Below are 17990 nucleotides of genomic sequence, written 5' to 3' on the forward strand. Positions count from 1 at the left end.
CAAAACAAGTCTCTAAGATGAGTTAATCAATATGCTTTTCTCTCCTTTCTTCGAAACCCCATCCTAACTCCAGTAATCACTATATCACTATTAAAAACTTTAACTGCTATTCCAATTATTATAACACATATTATTATTGATGATGCAAATGATGAAAATGCTAGCATAACCATTTTGGGTGAAAGCCTTGTCATCGCTAAGACGTATACTGTGGGAGCAACTAAAATACCATAAATTATGGAGGTCATAATGTTAAGAGGCATTGATATGAATAGTGATGCTATGCCAAAGCCTATGTATATAAACGTTATTGGTGTGGCCAATATTCCTGCTGTTCTTTCATCTGATGATATAGAGCCTATTAAAACTCCTATAGCTCCACTATATATCAATCCTATTACAAGTGATGCTATAACATATACTGCAAAATCAGGTGTAATAAAATCTAGGTTAAGTGGTATAGCTAGCATATTCTGGCTTTTTCCAACTGGTTGAGATATCTGGCTTATCATGAAGAATAGTGCTAGATAATATATGAGACCAGTTAAAAAAGCCATTACAGCAGATCCAGCTATTTTAGCTAAAACAATTTCTCTTCTTGGAACTGGTTGAGATAGAAGCATTTCAAAAGCCTTCTCAACTTTTTCTATAGCTGTTAAACTGGCTGCTGAGGATGTTGTTAAACCCATCATAAATGATAGAATGAGTATTAGTGCTGTCACCAACTGCACAAAATTGTTTATTTGCTGAATACTCATAGCCTTTCCAAAGACTATAACACTTGAGTTTAATACAACGTATCTTTCCTGTGGAAGTGAATAGTTGTACAATATGCTTATAACCCGTGTAATGACTTTTGACAAAATTGATGAAACTAATTGAAGCACACCAATCTTTGCTTGTAAACTAATTTGCGACAAATCCTCTATCTTAGTATAACCCAAAACAACAATAGGAAGTCCAGATGTAGCATTTTCTGTAAAGCCTTTTGGAATCACTATAACATATGGACTTTTATCCAACGCATAACCAAGGTCTGAATAGAGCTTAACTCCACCAGCTAAAGAAACATTAAAATTCTTTACCACTAAGTTTACAAACTGATTATTTTCCTCAGCAACAACACCAATATTTAATTTTGTTGTTTCCTGAATTGTTTGCGAAATACCAGCTCTAGTAATACTTCCAATAAATCCATAGAAAACAAATATGAGCAATAATGATGCTATAAAGGCAGGGTTTCTAAGTATAGCTTTAATCTCTCTAAGAATAAGTTGTTTAAGAGGCATATTAATGTCCTCAGAACTAACTAGGTTTTGCAGACCTTCTTTAAAAACTTTACAATTTAATTTAAAGCAACACAATTCTACAACAGCGTTAAAGGCGCAATGACTAAAGAGCTTAAAAAGGTTTGTTTAAACAGTAGTCTGGTAGTTTTTGCAGCATATAATTATGTGTGCAGGGAGCTATTCAATGACAACTGCAAATCAAATCTATTTAATGAAGAAACTTGAGGAAAGGTATGGTAGTGTAGGTAAAGTTGCAGGAAGATATTTGGCAGCAGGGCTATCTGTAGAATTTATGCATCCAACGCGATACGGACCTATACACATTGTTGTTAGAGGAAATAACTCTGTTTTTGCTATAGATGTTTTTGACAAACCTGGTAAACTAAGTATAGATGATGTTAAAACATTAATAGAGAAAGCGAGACTTATCAAAGCAAAGCCCATACTATTTCTATATTCCAGTGCTGCTAAAGTTGATGATGATGTTTACAAGTTCTGTATAGAGAATGGTGTTAAGATAAAGATGCTCAAAAAAGAATAGAGGTTGAGACACATGGCTCAAAGAATGCATGACAACACAATTTCAGAAGCTGTATTAAGTGTTGCAAAGCTAATGGCAATATCAGCAATAACAGCTCCAAAAGCTAGAGGCATAGACAATGTAGTTGTTAAGATTTTGAGTGATAGAGATTCTATAGAATTATTGGCTAAGAAAATGGAGGAGCTTTCCAAAGAGTATGGGGAATTCTTTGCAAGAGATGCTAGCAATGTGAGAAGAAGTGCTGCTGTTGTTTTAATAGGTTGTAAAATAATTAGAATGGGCTTAAAAAATCCAGCTAAATGGGTCTTAGATGCTGACACTGTGTGTAACATAGTTAATCTTGGTATTGCAATAGGTTCTGCAGTTAAAACAGCTTCAATACTAAATGTTGATAATAGAGTGATGTTTAGTGTGGGTGTTGCTGCACAAGAACTTGGTCTTATAGATGCTGACTATGCCTTTGGAATTCCACTTTCTGCTTATCCAAAGAGTATCTATTTTGATAGGGTATGGCCACCAAAATAGTTCATATTATGAATGGGATTATGTATATAGGTGTTGAAGATAATGAGTTTAGAAGCAATTTTTACTAAATTCTCAATAAGGTCTAGAAGTATAGAAATTAGAATACAATGCACTAGTTGTTGAGACTTATGGATTTTGCAACAGTGTTTCAATACATTACGGTGTTTATAGTATCCTTTCTTCCCATAGCTGAAGTTAGAGGAGGTATACCTCTTGCATTCTACTACTTCTACAATAGTTCAAGTAAGCTAGCTTTTGCTGTTACACTAGCAGTTATAGGCAATCTTCTAATAGCTCCATTTGTTCTTTATCTGCTTAAATACCTTGATTACATCATTAGAAACTCTAATGTGATTCCAAATAGAATTAGAAAAGCATATTTATGGGTAATTAACTATGTTAAGAAAAAAAGTATGAAATTTGAGAGATATGAGGTACCAGCACTTGCAATATTTGTTGCTATACCTCTTCCAGCCACAGGTGCTTGGACAGCATCACTTATAGCATTTTTAATTGGAATGGAAAAGAAAAAAGCGTTAATAGCCATAGAAATTGGGGTTTTGGGAGCCTCAGCAATAGTACTACTAACATGTTTACTAGGCTTAACAATACTTAAAAAACTGTTTTTAATACCATAAAAAGTGGATGATGAGTCCTAGACCAGGCTAATTGGTGAAGAGTCTCCAAATAGCTGAAAAACACTGAATATATTATTTACTTTTCTGAATTTTCTTGAGATACTCTATGATTCCACCTGATTTCAAAATATCTAGAGCCATTCCACTTAAACCTTTGCACATTATTCTCTTAGAATTGTTTATTATAGCTTCACCAGATTCTATATTAATTTGAATAAAGTCGCCATCTTTAACCTCGTTAGATATTTCAGGACATATAATTACTGGTAATCCATTGTTTATAGCATTTCTATAGAATATCCTAGCAAACGACTCTGCCACAACAGCTTTTACACCAGCAGCTTTAATGGCTATAGCTGCTTGCTCTCTTGAAGAACCCATTCCAAATACTTTACCAGCTACTATTATAGCTCCACGTGCCTTCTTATGAAACTCTGGATCCAGAGGTTCAAACACGTGTTGTGCAAGGTATTCTGGATCTGTATACTTTAGATGCTTTGCTGGTATAATTACATCAGTATCTATTTTATCCCCCAACTTTATGACTCTGCCCTCGACAATCACATCACATCACCTGGCTCAACAATTTTACCACTAACAGCTGCTGCAGCAGCTATAGCTGGTCCAGAGAGATATATTTTTGCTTGAGGGCTACCCATTCTACCAACAAAATTCCTATTAGATGTTGATAAAACAACTTCATTAGGTGCTGCAATACCGAAATGACCTCCTATACAAGGACCACAAGTTCCATATGTTACAATGCATCCTGCTTCAACAAGTGTTTGTATATATCCAAGATTCAAAGCCTTTCTAAAAACATTCCATGAAGCTGGTATTGCTATACACCTTGTTTTAGCCTTTTTACCTTTCATTATTTTTGCAGCTATTTCAAAATCCGATAGTCTTCCATTTGTACATGAACCTATAAATACATAATCTACTTCAGTTCCCCACACATCCCTCACACTCTTAACATTGTCAACACTATGTGGTGCTGAAACAAGAAAATCAACTTTGTCAAGCTCAATAGTATACTCATCAACATACTTAGCATCAGGATCTGGTGTAACGATTTTGGGTTCAAAACCCCTCTCACTTCTTATATAATCAACTGTAACAGAGTCTGGTATAAACATGAGTGTATCAGCATTCATTTCAATACCCATGTTAGCAACAGTTACTCTGTAATCCATTGGAAAGCTATTGGGATTGTCAACAAAAACCTCTATGGACATTCCATTGAAGTAATCAGATTTGAAAACCCTTAGTATTTCCAAGGCAACCTCCTTGCCTGTAATCCACTCCCTGGGACTTCCCACAAGCCTTATCTTAAATGGTTGTGGAACTGTAAGCCACGTTTTACCAGTTAAAACAATTGCAGCAATATCGCTTGCACCAAGCCCTTGTGCAAAAGCACCCAATGCTCCTGAGGTAGTTGTATGGCTATCAGCAGCCATAACAACTTGTCCAGGCAAAACATATTTTTCTATCAATACCTGGTGAAGTATTCCAAAGCCAGCATCGTGGAAATTCTTAATGTTATATCTCTTAGCAAATAATCTTATGTTTTGTTGAATTTCAGCACTTCTAACATCTGGTGGTGGAACAAGATGATCAAATGCTATCACAAGGGAATCTAGATTATGTATTCTTGTTTCACCAAGTTTTTCAAGAACCTCAATTACGTGATACCCTGTTAAATCGTGAAAAGCCACAATGTCAACTGCAACCTCTACAACATCTCTAGGCGAAACACTTCTTCCTGAGGCTCTTTCCAAAATTTTTTCTGTGAGAGTCTTACCCATTGACATGCACCAAATAAGCTGCAATTACACAAAAATAAAAACTTGATTGAAGCTAGTAAATTCAATGTTCATAATCTAAATCTTCTTTCAACTTTTTTAACTTTTTTCTCCCAATCCACACCAATTCTTTTCTTCAATCCTTTAACATTGTTTACATAATTTATCGCAGACAAAGCTGCTATAACTCCTGAAGCAGCAGCTATTACAGCTTGTTTATATGGAGTATTGCTTGCAAGATCACCTGCAGCAAAAAGACCTGCTGTCTTTGTTTCTCCTAGATTATTCACAATCACTTCTCCTCTCTCATTTAAGTCAACGAATGGCTTTAGAAAATCTATTCTTGTTTCAAACCCCATTTCAACAAATAAAGCATCTACAGAAAGCTCCACCTTCTCACCATCTCTATCAACAACTACCTTCTCCAGCTTTCTATCACCATGTATAGCAACAACTTTATACCCCTCGAATATTTTCACATTTGCAAATCTCTTTGCATGCTCTATACTTAAATCTTTTTGATAAGGCACAATATAGTAAACTTCTTTAGCTAGAGGAGCAAGCAATTCAATGTTCTCAACACCCTTTTCACCAAAGCTTACAAGAGCCACAGCCTTCCCCTTGTATAAAGGAGCATCACAAATAACACAATAGCTCAACCCTCTGCCAACAAATAGGTCCTCATTAGCTAGGCCAAGCTTTCTTGGAGCCTTTCCACAAGCTGCAACAATAGCTATAGACTCTATAACTAAACCCTTCTTTGTTTTAGCAATGAAGACATCACCTCTTTTCTCCAATAACATAACTTCATCTATAATGATTTCAGCACCAAAGCCTTGTGCTTGTTGCTGAATTTTTAATACAAGGCTTAAACCACTCGAAGATTCAAACCCAGGGTAATTCTCTATAACACTAGCATAGGATAGTTGACCACCTATGTCAGCAGCTACTACAACAACTTTAAGATTTTGTCTTGCAATATATAACGCTGCTGATAAACCAGCTACACCACCACCAATAACAAGAACATCACTTTTAATAACAGCTTCCTCACTCATTGCTAGCCACATTCTAATACAGCCTCTTCTTATTTCATTACATCATTATCTGAATTTAAAATATTTTTTATAATAAATTAATACTTGCCAACTTTATTTAAATTCTTATAACGATTTATATAAATGATGAAATATTTTTATGAGTGAATATATCACTACAATACAAGAGTTTCATTACTTTATATACAATAAACTTTATTCCCACAATAACTAAAGTTGATGTGGGTATAGAAATGGGTTACAATGAAGAGAAGATAAAGGAGGATATAGTTAATGTAATGAGAAATTTATATAGAAGAGGCTTAGTTTCTGCCTTATCTGGCAATGCAAGTATTAGAATTCAAGGATCAAACTATGTTTGGATTACTCCAAGTGGCATATTTAAAGGTGGTTTAAGAGTTGATGACTTGGTTAAAATTGATTTGAATGGAAATGTTATTGAAGGGTTTAGAAAGCCCTCAAGTGAGTGGAGATTTCATGTTGCAATATATAAAAGCAGACCTGATATCAATGCAGTAATCCATGCTCATAATCCAATAACTGTTGCTTATTCTATTGCAGGTTTAAGACTTGATGAGTCTTTGTTATCTGAAGTGCTATTGTTTATAAAAAGAATTGAGTATATACCATATATAGAACCTGGAACGGAGGCATTAGCAAAACTTGTAGGTGAAAAAGCTAGAACAGGCTGTAATGCAATGATTCTTGAAAAGCATGGTGTTATTGGTATGGGGAGAGATATTTATGAAGCTGAAATGATTGTTGAATCTCTGGAGGATCTAGCTTATGCTCAGTTACTGTCAAAGTTGATAAGGTTTCTTAGTAGAGAATAGGAGAGTTTACATGATTTTGTGTAATGCTTTATTAAGTGCTAACATGTTTTACAATACCTTCTCAAATACTTCATCATATTCAACTTCGCTTAGCCTAGGCCTTAAATACATAATGCTATCTGGAGGTAAATAGCTAAGTAGGTTATATGTCTTCAATCCTGTTTCGCCTAACTTTTTAACACTTTCCATTATTACTCCTTTTGCCTTTGCTACATCATTGTAGATTGCCACAGCTGTTGGCATAATAACAAGTATTTTGTTTATCTTATCCAATAGTTTAATATATGGTGTTGCAGCATCGTTAAAGGATTCCACTATAACAACATCCTTTCCACTTGAAACTCTTGATAGACATTGATCCAAGTTTTCTTCAACACTACTTGATTTAAGTAAGCCAATGAAACTTTCAATTGATACATCCTCAGCATTGACATTTACTGAAAATCTTTCTATAAGGTTTCTCAAATATGGGGAAAGGTTAGTAATGTTAGATTTAAATATGTAGTGTTTCGATTTTTCAGAAGAGCATTCACTGTATCTTGCTAAAACAATTTGCTTAAATTGGCTATCCAAATCCTCTAAATAGTTAGGCAATGCTCTATTCAATATATATTTCACTGGATCTGGAGGAGCCATCAGAATATCAACTGGGTTAATGATCTGGGGCTTTTCATTCAATTTCAAAATAGTTATATATTTCATAACATCCTCTCCTACAAGAACACCAGCATCAATACTATATAGAAAAGACTTGTACTGGCTCCACAAATTATGACCTGCAACAGGCTTAAACAAACCAATGCTATAACCCTTTTCCATAAGCCTCTTAGCCAAGCCTATCACAAACCATGTCTTTCCTGAATCATATGTTAAAAGCCCTGAAACAAGTACTATAACTGCTCTTGACATCAAAACCCTACCTAGCTGAAACTATTTTTGCATAAAATTTAAATGTTTAAAAACCTCTGTAGTTCTCAGGGGTGCAAAATCTTGAGTATTACCGTCATCAAAAGAGATGGTTCGAAAGAGGAGTTTATACCGGAAAAAATAGTTGTTAGTTGCTTAAAAGCTGGAGCTACAGTAGAAGCAGCAAGAAAAATTGCAAAAATAGTTGAAGCAAGACTTCTAGAGCAAAACGTAAAGGAGGTTAGTGCCAGAGATTTAACAAAAATGATTCTAGAATTGCTGCGAAAAGAAAATGAAGAGTGGTATAGAAACTGGATAGTATTTGACAGAGCCATTAAGAGAAGAAAAACAGAAGAGGAGCTTGCAAAATAATCAATTTTTATCAAACTGTAATGCGATGAACCACTCCAAATATTTTTGATTTGGGGTGGTGAGCCAGCAATATAATGTTTTGATGATGAAGAAGAGCCGATATGAGTTGTGATGAGATTATCCTCAGCTGATTAATTCGATGTAGTTTTGATGTGAAAATCATTTCAAAATGTTATGAAGTTATATAATGTGCTTGTATCTATTTGTAATAACTTACCTCATCAGAGAATGAGTGGAACTGATGTAGCTAAACCCATTGCTAGTACTATTGCCAGGAACTGATATGGTCCAAGACTAATTGCCAATCCTCCTAGTAACGATCCTATAACTGAACCAAGTTCTCTAAAGATGAAATATGTTGATGTTCCAAAACCAGACCGGGCTTCAATATAAATGTTATACAATGTGGAATCTAGAAGCATGAAAATTGTTGATGTTGTCAAAATGTACAAAACCAAGTAGGTAACATTAGACACTAGGTTAAAGCCCATTACTAGTACTGCTAAGCGTAATAGAAATAGTGAAAAGGCAAGGAACCTACTTGAAAAATCTGTATTTCTTAGTAAAAAGCTGATTAGTGCTGATGCAACAGCAGCTACTCCATACACTTTCCACATATCTGTCAATATTATTTTAGACTTCAATACTAATGGTATTACCGTGAAGATGTAATCACCTACTGCTACAGCTCCTGCTGTGGTTATCAACACCCTTATTGATGATATATTCTCCGCGCTGTTCCAAACCTTCATAAACACATCTAAAGCTGTTTTCGGCTTATCTAAATAGAGTAGAGATGATGATGCCTTGATGTAGTGGCCTATTCTATCCAGCATCTTATTTAGCTTGTAGAATCTTCTCTCAAAAGACATTATTAGTGATGGCATTAAAAATCCAGATATTGCAGCACCTAGTAGAACAGCATGGAAAAGGTTTACAATTAATGTTGCACCAAACATTGATGCCATCATAAGTGTAGCCCCTCTTACAATATTGTTTGCAACTCTATTATACAAGGTCATTTTATTCCAAAAATCGCTATCGAAACTTTCTAGTATAGTTACATTTATAGCTAGATTTAGTGAGGCAATTGCAACAGCATGCAGTATATAGATTAGAAATCCAATAACATAATTTATGCTATTAAAAAAATATGCTATGACCGAAACACATATCAATGTAATTACGCAAAGCAATTTGTTATGACCATCATCTGCTAAAGAGCCTAGAAACTTGTTAGCAATAATATAAACAATACTCCAAGCAGCACTTAGAACCCCCATGTAAACCCCACTAACATTATTTAGTGTATAAGCTATGAACACAAAAAGTAGAGGATCCAACGCAGATAAAATGCCATATACAAAAGTTGATATGAAGTACCACATCATTTTAATAGCCCATATAGGTTATTCCACAATCAATAAATATAAAAAGACATTACACTCTTGAAACAATACAATATTGTGTTGCTTAACCCTAGATATCCTCTATATTCCTTCTTGCATAGAAGAACATGATTAACCTACCCACGAAAGACGCTATGAAAACAGCGTTCATTAGAAGTATGTTTAATGATGCAACTGTGGCGCCAAGCCTTGTCGCAATTCCTGCAAAAATATTTGTTAAAACTCCTAGCAAAGAGACCATGTATATCCTTTTCTCTCCACCTAAATAAATATTGTATATACCTGTTACCAAGTTAAATGCTGACCAGCTCGCACCAGAAAATATGTTTAGCAATATTTGACTCTCCATTGTTGATGAAACTAAAAACAATGCAGGCACGAGTGATATAGGGACTATGCTATAAACCATTGTATTTCTTCGTGAAATTCTATGCGAAATTTTTACTAAAATATAGTTTCCCACTGCATTAGCTAATGTACTAGCAATTGTGTTCAAGGAAATCCAATTTTCATTACCATTGAAAATCTTTATTATATAGAAATTCCATAGAGCACCCGGTATATTCACAAAAAATGTGAAAAGAGACATAAACAATATATAGCTTTTAATGGCTTTATGATTAAGCAATGCCTTGAATTCTTCAAATAGTGTGAACAAATCAATTGTTTTATTTTCTCTTCTGTTTAAGTCTCTCATTAAGAATAGGGCTGATGCAGATGCTATTGCTGTGGTAAAGGACGTTATGTACACCACTCTATACGCGTAAAACATTTCAATAGAGTTAAATAATGCTAGTGAAATAACAAGTGCTAGAACTGAGGATGTCAGGGTATAGAAGTTTACTCTGCCAAATACTTTAACAGATTCTTGAACAGGTATAATATCGCCAATTGTATCAACATATGCTAAACCCCCTACAGCACCTGAGAACTGAGCCACGGAAACAAACAAGTATATAATGTTCTTATTTATAGCATCTGAGAACCCTGTCAATGCCCAAAAAATGAGATTAACTGTTGCGCATGTTTTCCATATCAATACTCTTTGTGATCTATATCTATTTACAATAAAAGATCCCAACATATTTCCTAGGGATATCATTAAAAGATTTAGAAGAGTTAAATTACCCAATCTGTTAACATCAAAACCAAGAATTTTTATTGCATAAGCTTGGTAATATGTAATTGAAATTGTTGTTGAGAAACTGTATAGAATTGAGTGTATAACCCATATGTTGTAATACTTAATCCACTCTTTCTCCAACCCTAATAACCTTAACTAGTTATGTTGTTTTCCTAGTATGTGGCCTATGTCTTGATTTTAGCTTCTGGAATTAGATTTCTAATTTCCTTTTCCAATGTTTCTATAATCTTTCCAAGCTTTCGATAGTTAACGACTCTAAGTTCCACTATAAAAGTAGATGCATCACCACTAGATCCTGAATACATGATTTCAGGTTCCGTTGCCAGCTCCTCTTCAATGCTTTTAACAGCTTGAGCAATAGCGTTTTTTGCGTTATCAACATTATATGTTGTAGGTACCAATACCTGAACTCTTGTAACAAGGCCAAGTAATGTAAGTCTATTTGTTATAATGCTGTTCAATACTTTTACATATGGCACAAAAACTTTTTCTGATCTAGGTGTCTCACCCCAAAGACCAAGTGAATCAAAGTCTAAAACATGAATGTTCAGCCCCTCTATCTCTATCCAATCTCCTCTCCTCACAATGTTGCGATACCTTACATAAAGCTCTGCTCCTATATTTCTAAGCACATCATAAAACATGAAAACAACTGCTAATCCTATAACTAAAAGCAATACAGAAAAAACCTGTATCTCCGGAGCAATTATATTAGCAGCAATAATTGCTGCAACAAAATATAGAAGAAGCTTAAAAAGTTCAGAAATTCTCACAATATACTCTGCCTCAACAGTTTTAAAAAATAGCTGAAGTATTTTTGTCAAGAGCCTTGTAATTGCCCACACAACTATAATAACTATTGCTGCTGCAATTATTCTATAAACCAACGGTAGTAGTGATTCAATTATGCTGCTCATAACACATCTAACCATATTCCTTTAATCTTATTGTTTCTAAGTATCTTCTGGCATAAACCTCTTCATATTTTCTAAAAAGTTTTTCTACTTCTCTCACAGTTTTTTCAAGACTTTCAGCAACACCAATCAAAACTATGTAATCACCTGTACTAAGAATAGAGTTTTCAGATACTTTATTTCCAAAGCGATTGAAACAATACAAAGTTACGTCAGATCCATACTCCTTAACCTTTTCCAATATTTCACTAATTGGTATATTGAATAAGGCTCTTCGAAGAACTCTATATACAGCTATTTCCAATTTCGGCAAAGCCGAGAAAGGTGCTGAAACAACCCAAGTATCTGGATGTATAAGAGCGTGGATATTGCTATACAAAAACTCATCAGCATTTATTATGTAGGTTGCACCTTCACTTATAAAGATTTCTCTATTGTTAGAGTTGTGAAGTATGGTAACTATTATTGGGATTGAATATTGCTTAACAGCTTTTATAATAGATACATTCTTAGAGTCCTCATCCATAGCCAATATAGCTATGTCATATTCTCGCAGCTCTTGCATTGCTGCTAATTGCTCCACATTGTTAAATTGTTTGAATTCATATCCATAGTACTTGCTTAGAACCTCCACCTCTTCATCATCACTAACAACTGTTACCTTTGGTTTTGGTTTAAGCATGTAGACAACACTTAGAATGGGCCTCACATACTTTTTGCTTAAAGCTATAAACACCTTCATTTACAGCAAACCCTCTATCAACTTCTTACCAAGTTTTTCTTCAATAATCCTTTGTCTAATCGCTAAATTTACAATAGATTTTGCAAGAGACTTTATAAAGATATCCTCTACACCATTGAATAATTCAGGAATAGTATCTACACATTCACTATGCTCTATCCTTACACTGGATTTATCTATAAATAAGGTGTTGAGTAAAGCCAAATGCTCATAGCTCCACAAAGTATATTCATCAAGATCAAAATATTTTCTCAAACCAATAACTAGTGAATATGATGGAAAATTAACATTGTTAATCCCCAGAACGTCTTTTAATATGGGAGCAACTACTCTATTGTATGATTTTTCAAAGTTGCTAGATGTGAATGGAATTGATAAAAACATTTTATATTTACCTAATTCTATATCTTCTATAGCATTTTTCACGAGAGATTTTTCAATGCATTTAGAATCTGCATTTACAAACACCAAAACCGGTTCATGTACTAAACTCACTGATCTTTTCATGGCATATCCTCTTATTAGAGGCGGATCTATATAAAATATGGGTATTTTCCAAATAACTCTACTAATAGAAACACCATAAAATATAAGATATTTTTCTGTAAAAATATCTTCTTTAAGTAAACTCTTCAACTTCTTAATGTGGCCAAGAGTAAGCCCAATCAAGGCTACATGTCGAGTTTCATTTTTTAAGCTTCTCAGCATTAATACACACAAAGTAAGTTTTGTAAGAAAGGTTTTTGAATTTTCATAACAGTTTTGAAGTACCTCATCCTGGGTTGTATATGAGCTATATTGTAATTACGGAAAAGGATTTGGAGGCACTTGTCAAAGCTGTAAAACTTGGTGAAGAAATTAAGCCAAGTCAGCAAGCAAAAAGAGATGTTTTTAAAGAGTATGGTATAACAGGAACTTTTAAGGATAGAATATTGACTGCAATATACTATGATATTTGGAAAAGAGTGGGAATAATAGATAGAATAGCGTCTGAAATAACAAATGTTTCTAATGTAGCCATTTTGGATCCGTGGCTCAGAGCCTCATTAAGAGTTGCAATAGAGATTTTGGTTTTTGAAAGGTTTATTAAGGAAAGTAGATATAGAGATGCCAAGAATTTATTCATAACATATTTTAAAAGAAGAATAGCAAAAATGCTTTCAGACCATACGCATTCATATGTAGGGGCGTATTTCTGGGATATAATAGATAAAATAGCTTCATATAAATGGGAGCCGAGAAATGTTATGGAGAAGTGGGAGTATAAATACATGGTTTCACAAACAATAATCAATAAGTTATTGAATCTTGTAGGAAAGGAGGAAACCATAAAAATTCTCAAAGAATTCAACAAGGTATATCCTATTAGCATTAGAGTAAATACTTTAAAGAGCTCAGTGGAAGAAGTTGTAGAGGAATTAAAAAAGAGTGGCATTGAACCACAAAGAAGTGAATATGTTTCAACTGTTCTCAAATTCAAAGGTCCTTATAACTTTGATAAGTCCAATCTATTCAAGGAGGGTAAGATAGTAATTCAAGAAGAGGCCTCAGCTCTAGCCTCAATAATTCTCAACCCAAAACCTGGTGAAGTAGTTGTTGATATGTGTGCAGCACCAGGGGGTAAGACACAACATATTGGCGAGTTAATGAAAAACAATGGCATTATATATGCTTTTGACATAGACGAGCTAAGAATAAAAAGAATGAAAGAGCTTTTAAAGAGAACAGGTATTGAAATTGTAAAGATTTTCAAGGAAGATGCTAGAAATGCGCCAAAAATACTTGGTGTTGAAGTTGCAGATAAAATCTTGCTTGATGCTCCATGCTCATCCAGTGGAACTATTATGAAGAATCCGGAGTTAAGATGGAGAATAACTGAAGAGAGAATAAATGAGCTAACAAAACTTCAAATGGAGCTTCTAGAAACAGCAATAAAACTTGCTAAAAAAGGTGGTAGAATACTATACACAACATGCTCCTTATTCAGAGAGGAGAACGAGGATATTATACAAAAGATTCTTAATAAGCATCATAACAAGGTAAGACTTGTACCATTAAATGGGCCCTTCGATCAAGGATTTCTTCCAGGTACCATGAGAGCTTGGCCACATAAACATAAAACCTATGGATTCTTTTACGCGCTTTTAGAGGTTTTTTGAGAATTAATTGAATTTGCATTTATTTTACTTACCCATGTTGTATTCTTTATGTATTAAAGACATCTCCTTAACAAAATTTATAAACGTATTTAACTTATTTAGCTATACAAAAATTATTTTGTCTAAGAGGAATGGTATCATGACCAAGTTCAGTAGATTGAGTATACCAAAGGATGAGGAAGATGTTAAGAGAATAGCTGATGAAATAATGAAAGAAGAGGCAGGAAATGAAGCTGTTGCAGAGGAGGCTCATGAGCATAGACATGCAGCTCCAAACTTAGATATGATTTCTCATGAATTAGCACATATTCAAGAGCTTCTCATTCACATTATTCAGAGTATTAGAGAATTAAGGGATTCTGTTGATGGATTAGCAGCTGTAGTTAGGAAAAGCTTAAGAACACTAAGCTTAATTCAATTCATTAACACTACTAATGATAATGAGCTACGTGCAAAGCTACTAGAGCAAGTGTTGAGGGATATTGGTATAGAAACAAGGAAATGAATAATGATTTAAATGTTTTCTTTTTGATATAGTCCACGATAAACAAACTTTGTTTCTTTATCAAGTTTTATAAAAATTAGTTGTGCTATTTGAGCACCTTTTTCAATGTCTACACCGTTTGGATTGAAAACTGTTAAAAGACCTTCTCCTCTTCCCTCATATCCTGGATCCCAAACAGCAGTATATATTGTTGTACCGTTTCTTATTAATGTTGACCTAGGTATTGCAAGAGCTATTGCATTACTCGGTACTCTCACAATCTCCTTATATCTAATTCTATAGGCACCTGGTGCCAAATGATATACATTATTTTCTGTTTTTGCCTCCTCAACCTCAGCAAGCTTTCTTGAATTCACAGCTAAAACACCTTTACCTTTGAACACAAAAACCTTATCTAAATGTAGTTTAAGACCACTGCAGTCAACATCATCTATACTAAGACCAAATAATTCAATTATGGTTTCTGGTGATAAAACTACCATGCTGCATCACCAAATATAATTATTAAAACAACTATTTAAGTTGTGTCATTCAAAATATTTTGCAGTGCCATTTAGTGTACTGTTTTTGACAAATATCTTGGAGCATCAATTGGTCTATTCAAAATCACTCCAAGTTTGTATGCTATAAACTGAAGTGGTATAGCTAAAGCTATTGGTGCTAAGTGTCTTTGTGTATAGGGTATCAATACCTTTGTTGCACCACCAACCTCAGTTATTTTTGCATCAGATTCAAATCCTATAACAATTGTTGTAGATTCTTTCTCAATAGCCATTGACACAAGGTTATATGTTGATTCCAATGCCTGTTTCTCAACAGGCATTATGAATACAGAGAATATTCCTTTTTCAATAATTGTTTGTGGTCCGTGTTTGAACTCCCCTGCTTCCACACCCTCAGCATGAATATATGCTGCTTCCTTAAATTTCAATGCGCCTTCTAAAGCCAGTGGATATGTTAAACCTCTTGATATTATGTAGCCACTTCTGCAGCTAGCTATCTTCTTAGCAGCTTCGTTTGCCTGTTCCTCAATTCTTGCCATATTCATGCTAAGCTCTTCACTAAACCTCCTCACATCCCTTAGTCTATTCCTGTATTCCTCCTCACTAATTCTTCCACCAACTCTTCCAGCTTTCAAAGCAATTAAGTATAGAAGAAGCAGTGTAGATGTAAATGTTTTTGTTGCTGGTATTGCGATTTCGGGTCCAGCACCTATTGGAAGATATAAGTTTGATAGGTTAGCTAGTCTAGAACCAATATAGTTTGTAAGTCCAAGAATTGTCGCACCTCTTAACTTAGCTTCAAAAACCGATGATAACACATCACTTGTTTCACCTGATTGTGATATAGCCACAACAACTGTTCCAGGACCAACATTATCAACATGATAAAGCGGAAACTCAGCAGCGCTTACAACAACTGATGTTACACCAGCTAATTCAGAAAAGTAGTATGAGCCTATATGTGCTGCGTGAAGACTTGTTCCATTAGCAATCATGAAAATTTTTTCAGCATCGATTACAAGTCTTGCTGCAAAAGACAAATACTTCTCTTGCACAGAATACAATGTTCTTAAAAGTGATTCAGGAACCTCATAAATTTCTCTCAACATATTATGTGGATAGCCATCCTTATCCACATATCTACTATCAATGTCTATGTTTTTAAAATCTTTAGTAACTCTACTCCCATCAACAGTCTCAACAACAATACCAGAATCGCTAACTAAAGCCATCTCCCCTTTTTCAAGCTTGAAATACTTATCGACAACACCATACATAGCACCTCGACCAGACGAAATTACTATATAATCGCTAGAAACACCTACATAAAGAGAAGGCCCATGAGAATATGCTACAAAGCATTTACACTTGGAATCTAAAGCCACCATGCTGTAGAATCCATCCAAACTTTTCACAACATTTCTAAATGAGGATAGAAGATCATAGTCTTTTCTAATGTTATCTTCAATCATATGAGCAACAATTTCGAAATCGCATCTAGAAATAACCTTATGCCCATTTATAATAACAGCATCCTTCAATGCTTCATAGTTTGCTATAGCCCCATCACCAACCACAGCTATTCTGTTAGTACAATCAGTATGGGGCTGAGTATTATCTATATGTGGCTTGCCATGAGTTGCATACCTTGTATGGCCTAGTACAATCCATGACGATATCTTATTCAGTCCATACTTCTCACTCACATAGTCTATTCTCTGAGCATCCTTATACACTGCAATACCATCAAATGGTATAGCTACACCACTTCCATTAAATCCTCTAAATTCAAGAAGCTTAAGACCCCTTAAAACTTGGTTAATAACATTGAGCTTTTTAGGAGACAAAATAGCATAGATTCCACCCATTTTCAACACCACTTAATGTTTTATTTATTTAGCATTTATAAATCTAATATATGGTTAAGTATTTGCCATCATATCTTATAATGCCCATTGATATAGCAAGTCTAAGAATGTTTATAACTTGTTCCTTATCCATGTTCTTTCTCTTTGTTATATACTTAAGAAAATCGGATACTTTTATAGATCCAAATTCATTAACAATTTCCTGAAGCTCATCATAAACAATGTATAGATCAGGTGGCAGCTTATATTCAATTAATTCACACATATTCATTTTTAAAAACAAGTAGCCCAATACACGATTACCTTCCATTTTAGAGATCTTGTATAGATTTGGCTTGACAATTCTAACGTTATAGAATATTTTATTGTCACCAACACTATTATATCTCCTAACAGAATTAACTAGACAAATACTACAAGCTTCGCCACTATCTATACACTTAGATAAAGTTTCAACTACTTTAATAATGCATGAGCTATTCGACGATATTGATGCACAAACATGTATTTCCACTTCATCATCTTTACACAAATTTTTCATTGCTTGTTCTATGTATGTATCATCAAAATATATGCATGGATTCCTTCCTCTAATATTCAACTCCTTAGAAAGCCATAGAGAAAAAACTATGTTAAAGTTACTGTAAGGGGATATGAACACAAGCTTTCCATGTGTTACTATATCAGATATCAAATGCTCTAATCTAATTAATTTCAAGATTCTAGAACCTAATAAAAATTAGAAAAAAGTTTATGTTTTTTATTTATTTTTTGTTTGT

The 17990-nt window shown here is 34.2% G+C and carries 20 protein-coding genes; 7 read left to right on the forward strand and 13 right to left on the reverse strand.

All coding sequences use genetic code 11. The features are described 5' to 3' along the window. Nucleotides 1–26 precede the first annotated feature (26 nt). A complete protein-coding gene (locus QPL79_RS07280) occupies nucleotides 27–1289 on the reverse strand; it encodes an ABC transporter permease (protein WP_285274146.1) in 1263 nt (420 codons plus the stop codon). Between the two features lie 184 nt (nucleotides 1290–1473). On the opposite strand from QPL79_RS07280, the gene QPL79_RS07285 reads away from it, so the two are divergent. The 3 genes from QPL79_RS07285 to QPL79_RS07295 all read left to right on the forward strand — a co-directional run bounded on the left by QPL79_RS07285 (nucleotide 1474) and on the right by QPL79_RS07295 (nucleotide 2993). Then, a complete protein-coding gene (locus QPL79_RS07285) occupies nucleotides 1474–1830 on the forward strand; it encodes a hypothetical protein (RefSeq protein ID WP_285274147.1) in 357 nt (118 codons plus the stop codon). Nucleotides 1831–1842: 12 nt separating this feature from the next. Then, entirely contained in the window at nucleotides 1843–2355 is a 513-nt protein-coding gene (locus tag QPL79_RS07290) for a ferredoxin domain-containing protein (RefSeq protein ID WP_285274148.1), read from the forward strand. Between the two features lie 128 nt (nucleotides 2356–2483). After that, nucleotides 2484–2993 (forward strand): COG2426 family protein, encoded by a 510-nt coding sequence (locus QPL79_RS07295; RefSeq protein WP_285274149.1) that lies wholly within the window; start codon nucleotides 2484–2486, stop codon nucleotides 2991–2993. A 72-nt stretch (nucleotides 2994–3065) separates the two neighbouring features. On the opposite strand, the gene QPL79_RS07300 is transcribed toward QPL79_RS07295, so the two are convergent. From QPL79_RS07300 to QPL79_RS07310, 3 genes are all read right to left on the reverse strand, one after another. After that, complete coding sequence (locus QPL79_RS07300) at nucleotides 3066–3557, reverse strand: 3-isopropylmalate dehydratase small subunit (protein ID WP_285274150.1); 492 nt, start codon at nucleotides 3555–3557, stop codon at nucleotides 3066–3068. After that, on the reverse strand, nucleotides 3554–4801 hold the full coding sequence (locus QPL79_RS07305) for a 3-isopropylmalate dehydratase large subunit (RefSeq protein ID WP_285274151.1): 1248 nt from the start codon (nucleotides 4799–4801) through the stop codon (nucleotides 3554–3556). The genes QPL79_RS07300 and QPL79_RS07305 overlap by 4 nt, the downstream gene beginning before the upstream one ends. A gap of 68 nt (nucleotides 4802–4869) precedes the next feature. Continuing rightward, nucleotides 4870–5868 (reverse strand): NAD(P)/FAD-dependent oxidoreductase, encoded by a 999-nt coding sequence (locus tag QPL79_RS07310; protein ID WP_285274152.1) that lies wholly within the window; start codon nucleotides 5866–5868, stop codon nucleotides 4870–4872. Between the two features lie 221 nt (nucleotides 5869–6089). Here QPL79_RS07310 and QPL79_RS07315 point away from each other — a divergent pair, with 221 nt between their 5' ends. Continuing rightward, a complete protein-coding gene (locus QPL79_RS07315) occupies nucleotides 6090–6689 on the forward strand; it encodes a class II aldolase/adducin family protein (protein ID WP_285274153.1) in 600 nt (199 codons plus the stop codon). A gap of 48 nt (nucleotides 6690–6737) precedes the next feature. Here QPL79_RS07315 and QPL79_RS07320 read toward each other — a convergent pair whose 3' ends face one another. Next, on the reverse strand, nucleotides 6738–7598 hold the full coding sequence (locus tag QPL79_RS07320; protein WP_285274154.1) for a hypothetical protein: 861 nt from the start codon (nucleotides 7596–7598) through the stop codon (nucleotides 6738–6740). Nucleotides 7599–7679: 81 nt separating this feature from the next. Here QPL79_RS07320 and QPL79_RS07325 point away from each other — a divergent pair, with 81 nt between their 5' ends. Beyond that, nucleotides 7680–7967 (forward strand): ATP cone domain-containing protein, encoded by a 288-nt coding sequence (locus QPL79_RS07325; protein ID WP_285274155.1) that lies wholly within the window; start codon nucleotides 7680–7682, stop codon nucleotides 7965–7967. Nucleotides 7968–8188: 221 nt separating this feature from the next. On the opposite strand, the gene QPL79_RS07330 is transcribed toward QPL79_RS07325, so the two are convergent. The 5 genes from QPL79_RS07330 to QPL79_RS07350 all read right to left on the reverse strand — a co-directional run bounded on the left by QPL79_RS07330 (nucleotide 8189) and on the right by QPL79_RS07350 (nucleotide 12884). Further along, nucleotides 8189–9358, reverse strand: a complete 1170-nt coding sequence (locus QPL79_RS07330) for a hypothetical protein (RefSeq protein WP_285274156.1) — start codon at nucleotides 9356–9358, stop codon at nucleotides 8189–8191. An 88-nt stretch (nucleotides 9359–9446) separates the two neighbouring features. Then, nucleotides 9447–10640, reverse strand: coding sequence for an MFS transporter (locus QPL79_RS07335; protein ID WP_285274157.1), 1194 nt, complete (start codon nucleotides 10638–10640; stop codon nucleotides 9447–9449). Between the two features lie 44 nt (nucleotides 10641–10684). Continuing rightward, entirely contained in the window at nucleotides 10685–11437 is a 753-nt protein-coding gene (locus tag QPL79_RS07340) for a mechanosensitive ion channel family protein (RefSeq protein ID WP_285274158.1), read from the reverse strand. A 7-nt stretch (nucleotides 11438–11444) separates the two neighbouring features. Beyond that, nucleotides 11445–12176 (reverse strand): NAD-binding protein, encoded by a 732-nt coding sequence (locus tag QPL79_RS07345; protein WP_285274159.1) that lies wholly within the window; start codon nucleotides 12174–12176, stop codon nucleotides 11445–11447. Further along, nucleotides 12177–12884, reverse strand: coding sequence for a hypothetical protein (locus QPL79_RS07350; RefSeq protein ID WP_285274160.1), 708 nt, complete (start codon nucleotides 12882–12884; stop codon nucleotides 12177–12179). 80 nt (nucleotides 12885–12964) lie between these two features. Here QPL79_RS07350 and QPL79_RS07355 point away from each other — a divergent pair, with 80 nt between their 5' ends. Both QPL79_RS07355 and QPL79_RS07360 read left to right on the forward strand, forming a co-directional pair. Beyond that, complete coding sequence (locus QPL79_RS07355) at nucleotides 12965–14335, forward strand: RsmB/NOP family class I SAM-dependent RNA methyltransferase (RefSeq protein WP_285274161.1); 1371 nt, start codon at nucleotides 12965–12967, stop codon at nucleotides 14333–14335. Between the two features lie 157 nt (nucleotides 14336–14492). Continuing rightward, nucleotides 14493–14840 (forward strand): hypothetical protein, encoded by a 348-nt coding sequence (locus tag QPL79_RS07360; protein ID WP_285274162.1) that lies wholly within the window; start codon nucleotides 14493–14495, stop codon nucleotides 14838–14840. Between the two features lie 8 nt (nucleotides 14841–14848). Here QPL79_RS07360 and QPL79_RS07365 read toward each other — a convergent pair whose 3' ends face one another. The 3 genes from QPL79_RS07365 to QPL79_RS07375 form a co-directional block, all read right to left on the reverse strand. Then, on the reverse strand, nucleotides 14849–15322 hold the full coding sequence (locus QPL79_RS07365; protein WP_285274163.1) for a deoxyuridine 5'-triphosphate nucleotidohydrolase: 474 nt from the start codon (nucleotides 15320–15322) through the stop codon (nucleotides 14849–14851). A gap of 71 nt (nucleotides 15323–15393) precedes the next feature. Then, entirely contained in the window at nucleotides 15394–17211 is a 1818-nt protein-coding gene (gene glmS / locus QPL79_RS07370; protein ID WP_285274164.1) for a glutamine--fructose-6-phosphate transaminase (isomerizing), read from the reverse strand. A gap of 43 nt (nucleotides 17212–17254) precedes the next feature. Further along, nucleotides 17255–17929: a hypothetical protein gene (locus QPL79_RS07375; RefSeq protein ID WP_285274165.1), complete on the reverse strand. Its 675-nt coding sequence runs from the start codon at nucleotides 17927–17929 to the stop codon at nucleotides 17255–17257. Nucleotides 17930–17990: the final 61 nt, after the last annotated feature.

The sequence above is a fragment of the Ignisphaera cupida genome, assembly GCF_030186535.1.
Classification (GTDB): domain Archaea; phylum Thermoproteota; class Thermoprotei_A; order Sulfolobales; family Ignisphaeraceae; genus Ignisphaera; species Ignisphaera cupida.

What these genes read in the sequence shown, in the direction of transcription:
- QPL79_RS07280 (WP_285274146.1), bottom strand. Translation starts at nt 1,289, where the DNA reads ATGCCTCTTAAACAACTTATTCTTAGAGAGATTAAAGCTATACTTAGA.
- QPL79_RS07285 (WP_285274147.1), top strand. Translation starts at nt 1,474, where the DNA reads ATGACAACTGCAAATCAAATCTATTTAATGAAGAAACTTGAGGAAAGG.
- QPL79_RS07290 (WP_285274148.1), top strand. Translation starts at nt 1,843, where the DNA reads ATGGCTCAAAGAATGCATGACAACACAATTTCAGAAGCTGTATTAAGT.
- QPL79_RS07295 (WP_285274149.1), top strand. Translation starts at nt 2,484, where the DNA reads ATGGATTTTGCAACAGTGTTTCAATACATTACGGTGTTTATAGTATCC.
- QPL79_RS07305 (WP_285274151.1), bottom strand. Translation starts at nt 4,801, where the DNA reads ATGGGTAAGACTCTCACAGAAAAAATTTTGGAAAGAGCCTCAGGAAGA.
- QPL79_RS07310 (WP_285274152.1), bottom strand. Translation starts at nt 5,868, where the DNA reads ATGTGGCTAGCAATGAGTGAGGAAGCTGTTATTAAAAGTGATGTTCTT.
- QPL79_RS07315 (WP_285274153.1), top strand. Translation starts at nt 6,090, where the DNA reads ATGGGTTACAATGAAGAGAAGATAAAGGAGGATATAGTTAATGTAATG.
- QPL79_RS07320 (WP_285274154.1), bottom strand. Translation starts at nt 7,598, where the DNA reads ATGTCAAGAGCAGTTATAGTACTTGTTTCAGGGCTTTTAACATATGAT.
- QPL79_RS07330 (WP_285274156.1), bottom strand. Translation starts at nt 9,358, where the DNA reads ATGATGTGGTACTTCATATCAACTTTTGTATATGGCATTTTATCTGCG.
- QPL79_RS07340 (WP_285274158.1), bottom strand. Translation starts at nt 11,437, where the DNA reads ATGAGCAGCATAATTGAATCACTACTACCGTTGGTTTATAGAATAATT.
- QPL79_RS07345 (WP_285274159.1), bottom strand. Translation starts at nt 12,176, where the DNA reads ATGAAGGTGTTTATAGCTTTAAGCAAAAAGTATGTGAGGCCCATTCTA.
- QPL79_RS07350 (WP_285274160.1), bottom strand. Translation starts at nt 12,884, where the DNA reads ATGCTGAGAAGCTTAAAAAATGAAACTCGACATGTAGCCTTGATTGGG.
- QPL79_RS07355 (WP_285274161.1), top strand. Translation starts at nt 12,965, where the DNA reads ATGAGCTATATTGTAATTACGGAAAAGGATTTGGAGGCACTTGTCAAA.
- QPL79_RS07365 (WP_285274163.1), bottom strand. Translation starts at nt 15,322, where the DNA reads ATGGTAGTTTTATCACCAGAAACCATAATTGAATTATTTGGTCTTAGT.
- glmS (WP_285274164.1), bottom strand. Translation starts at nt 17,211, where the DNA reads ATGGGTGGAATCTATGCTATTTTGTCTCCTAAAAAGCTCAATGTTATT.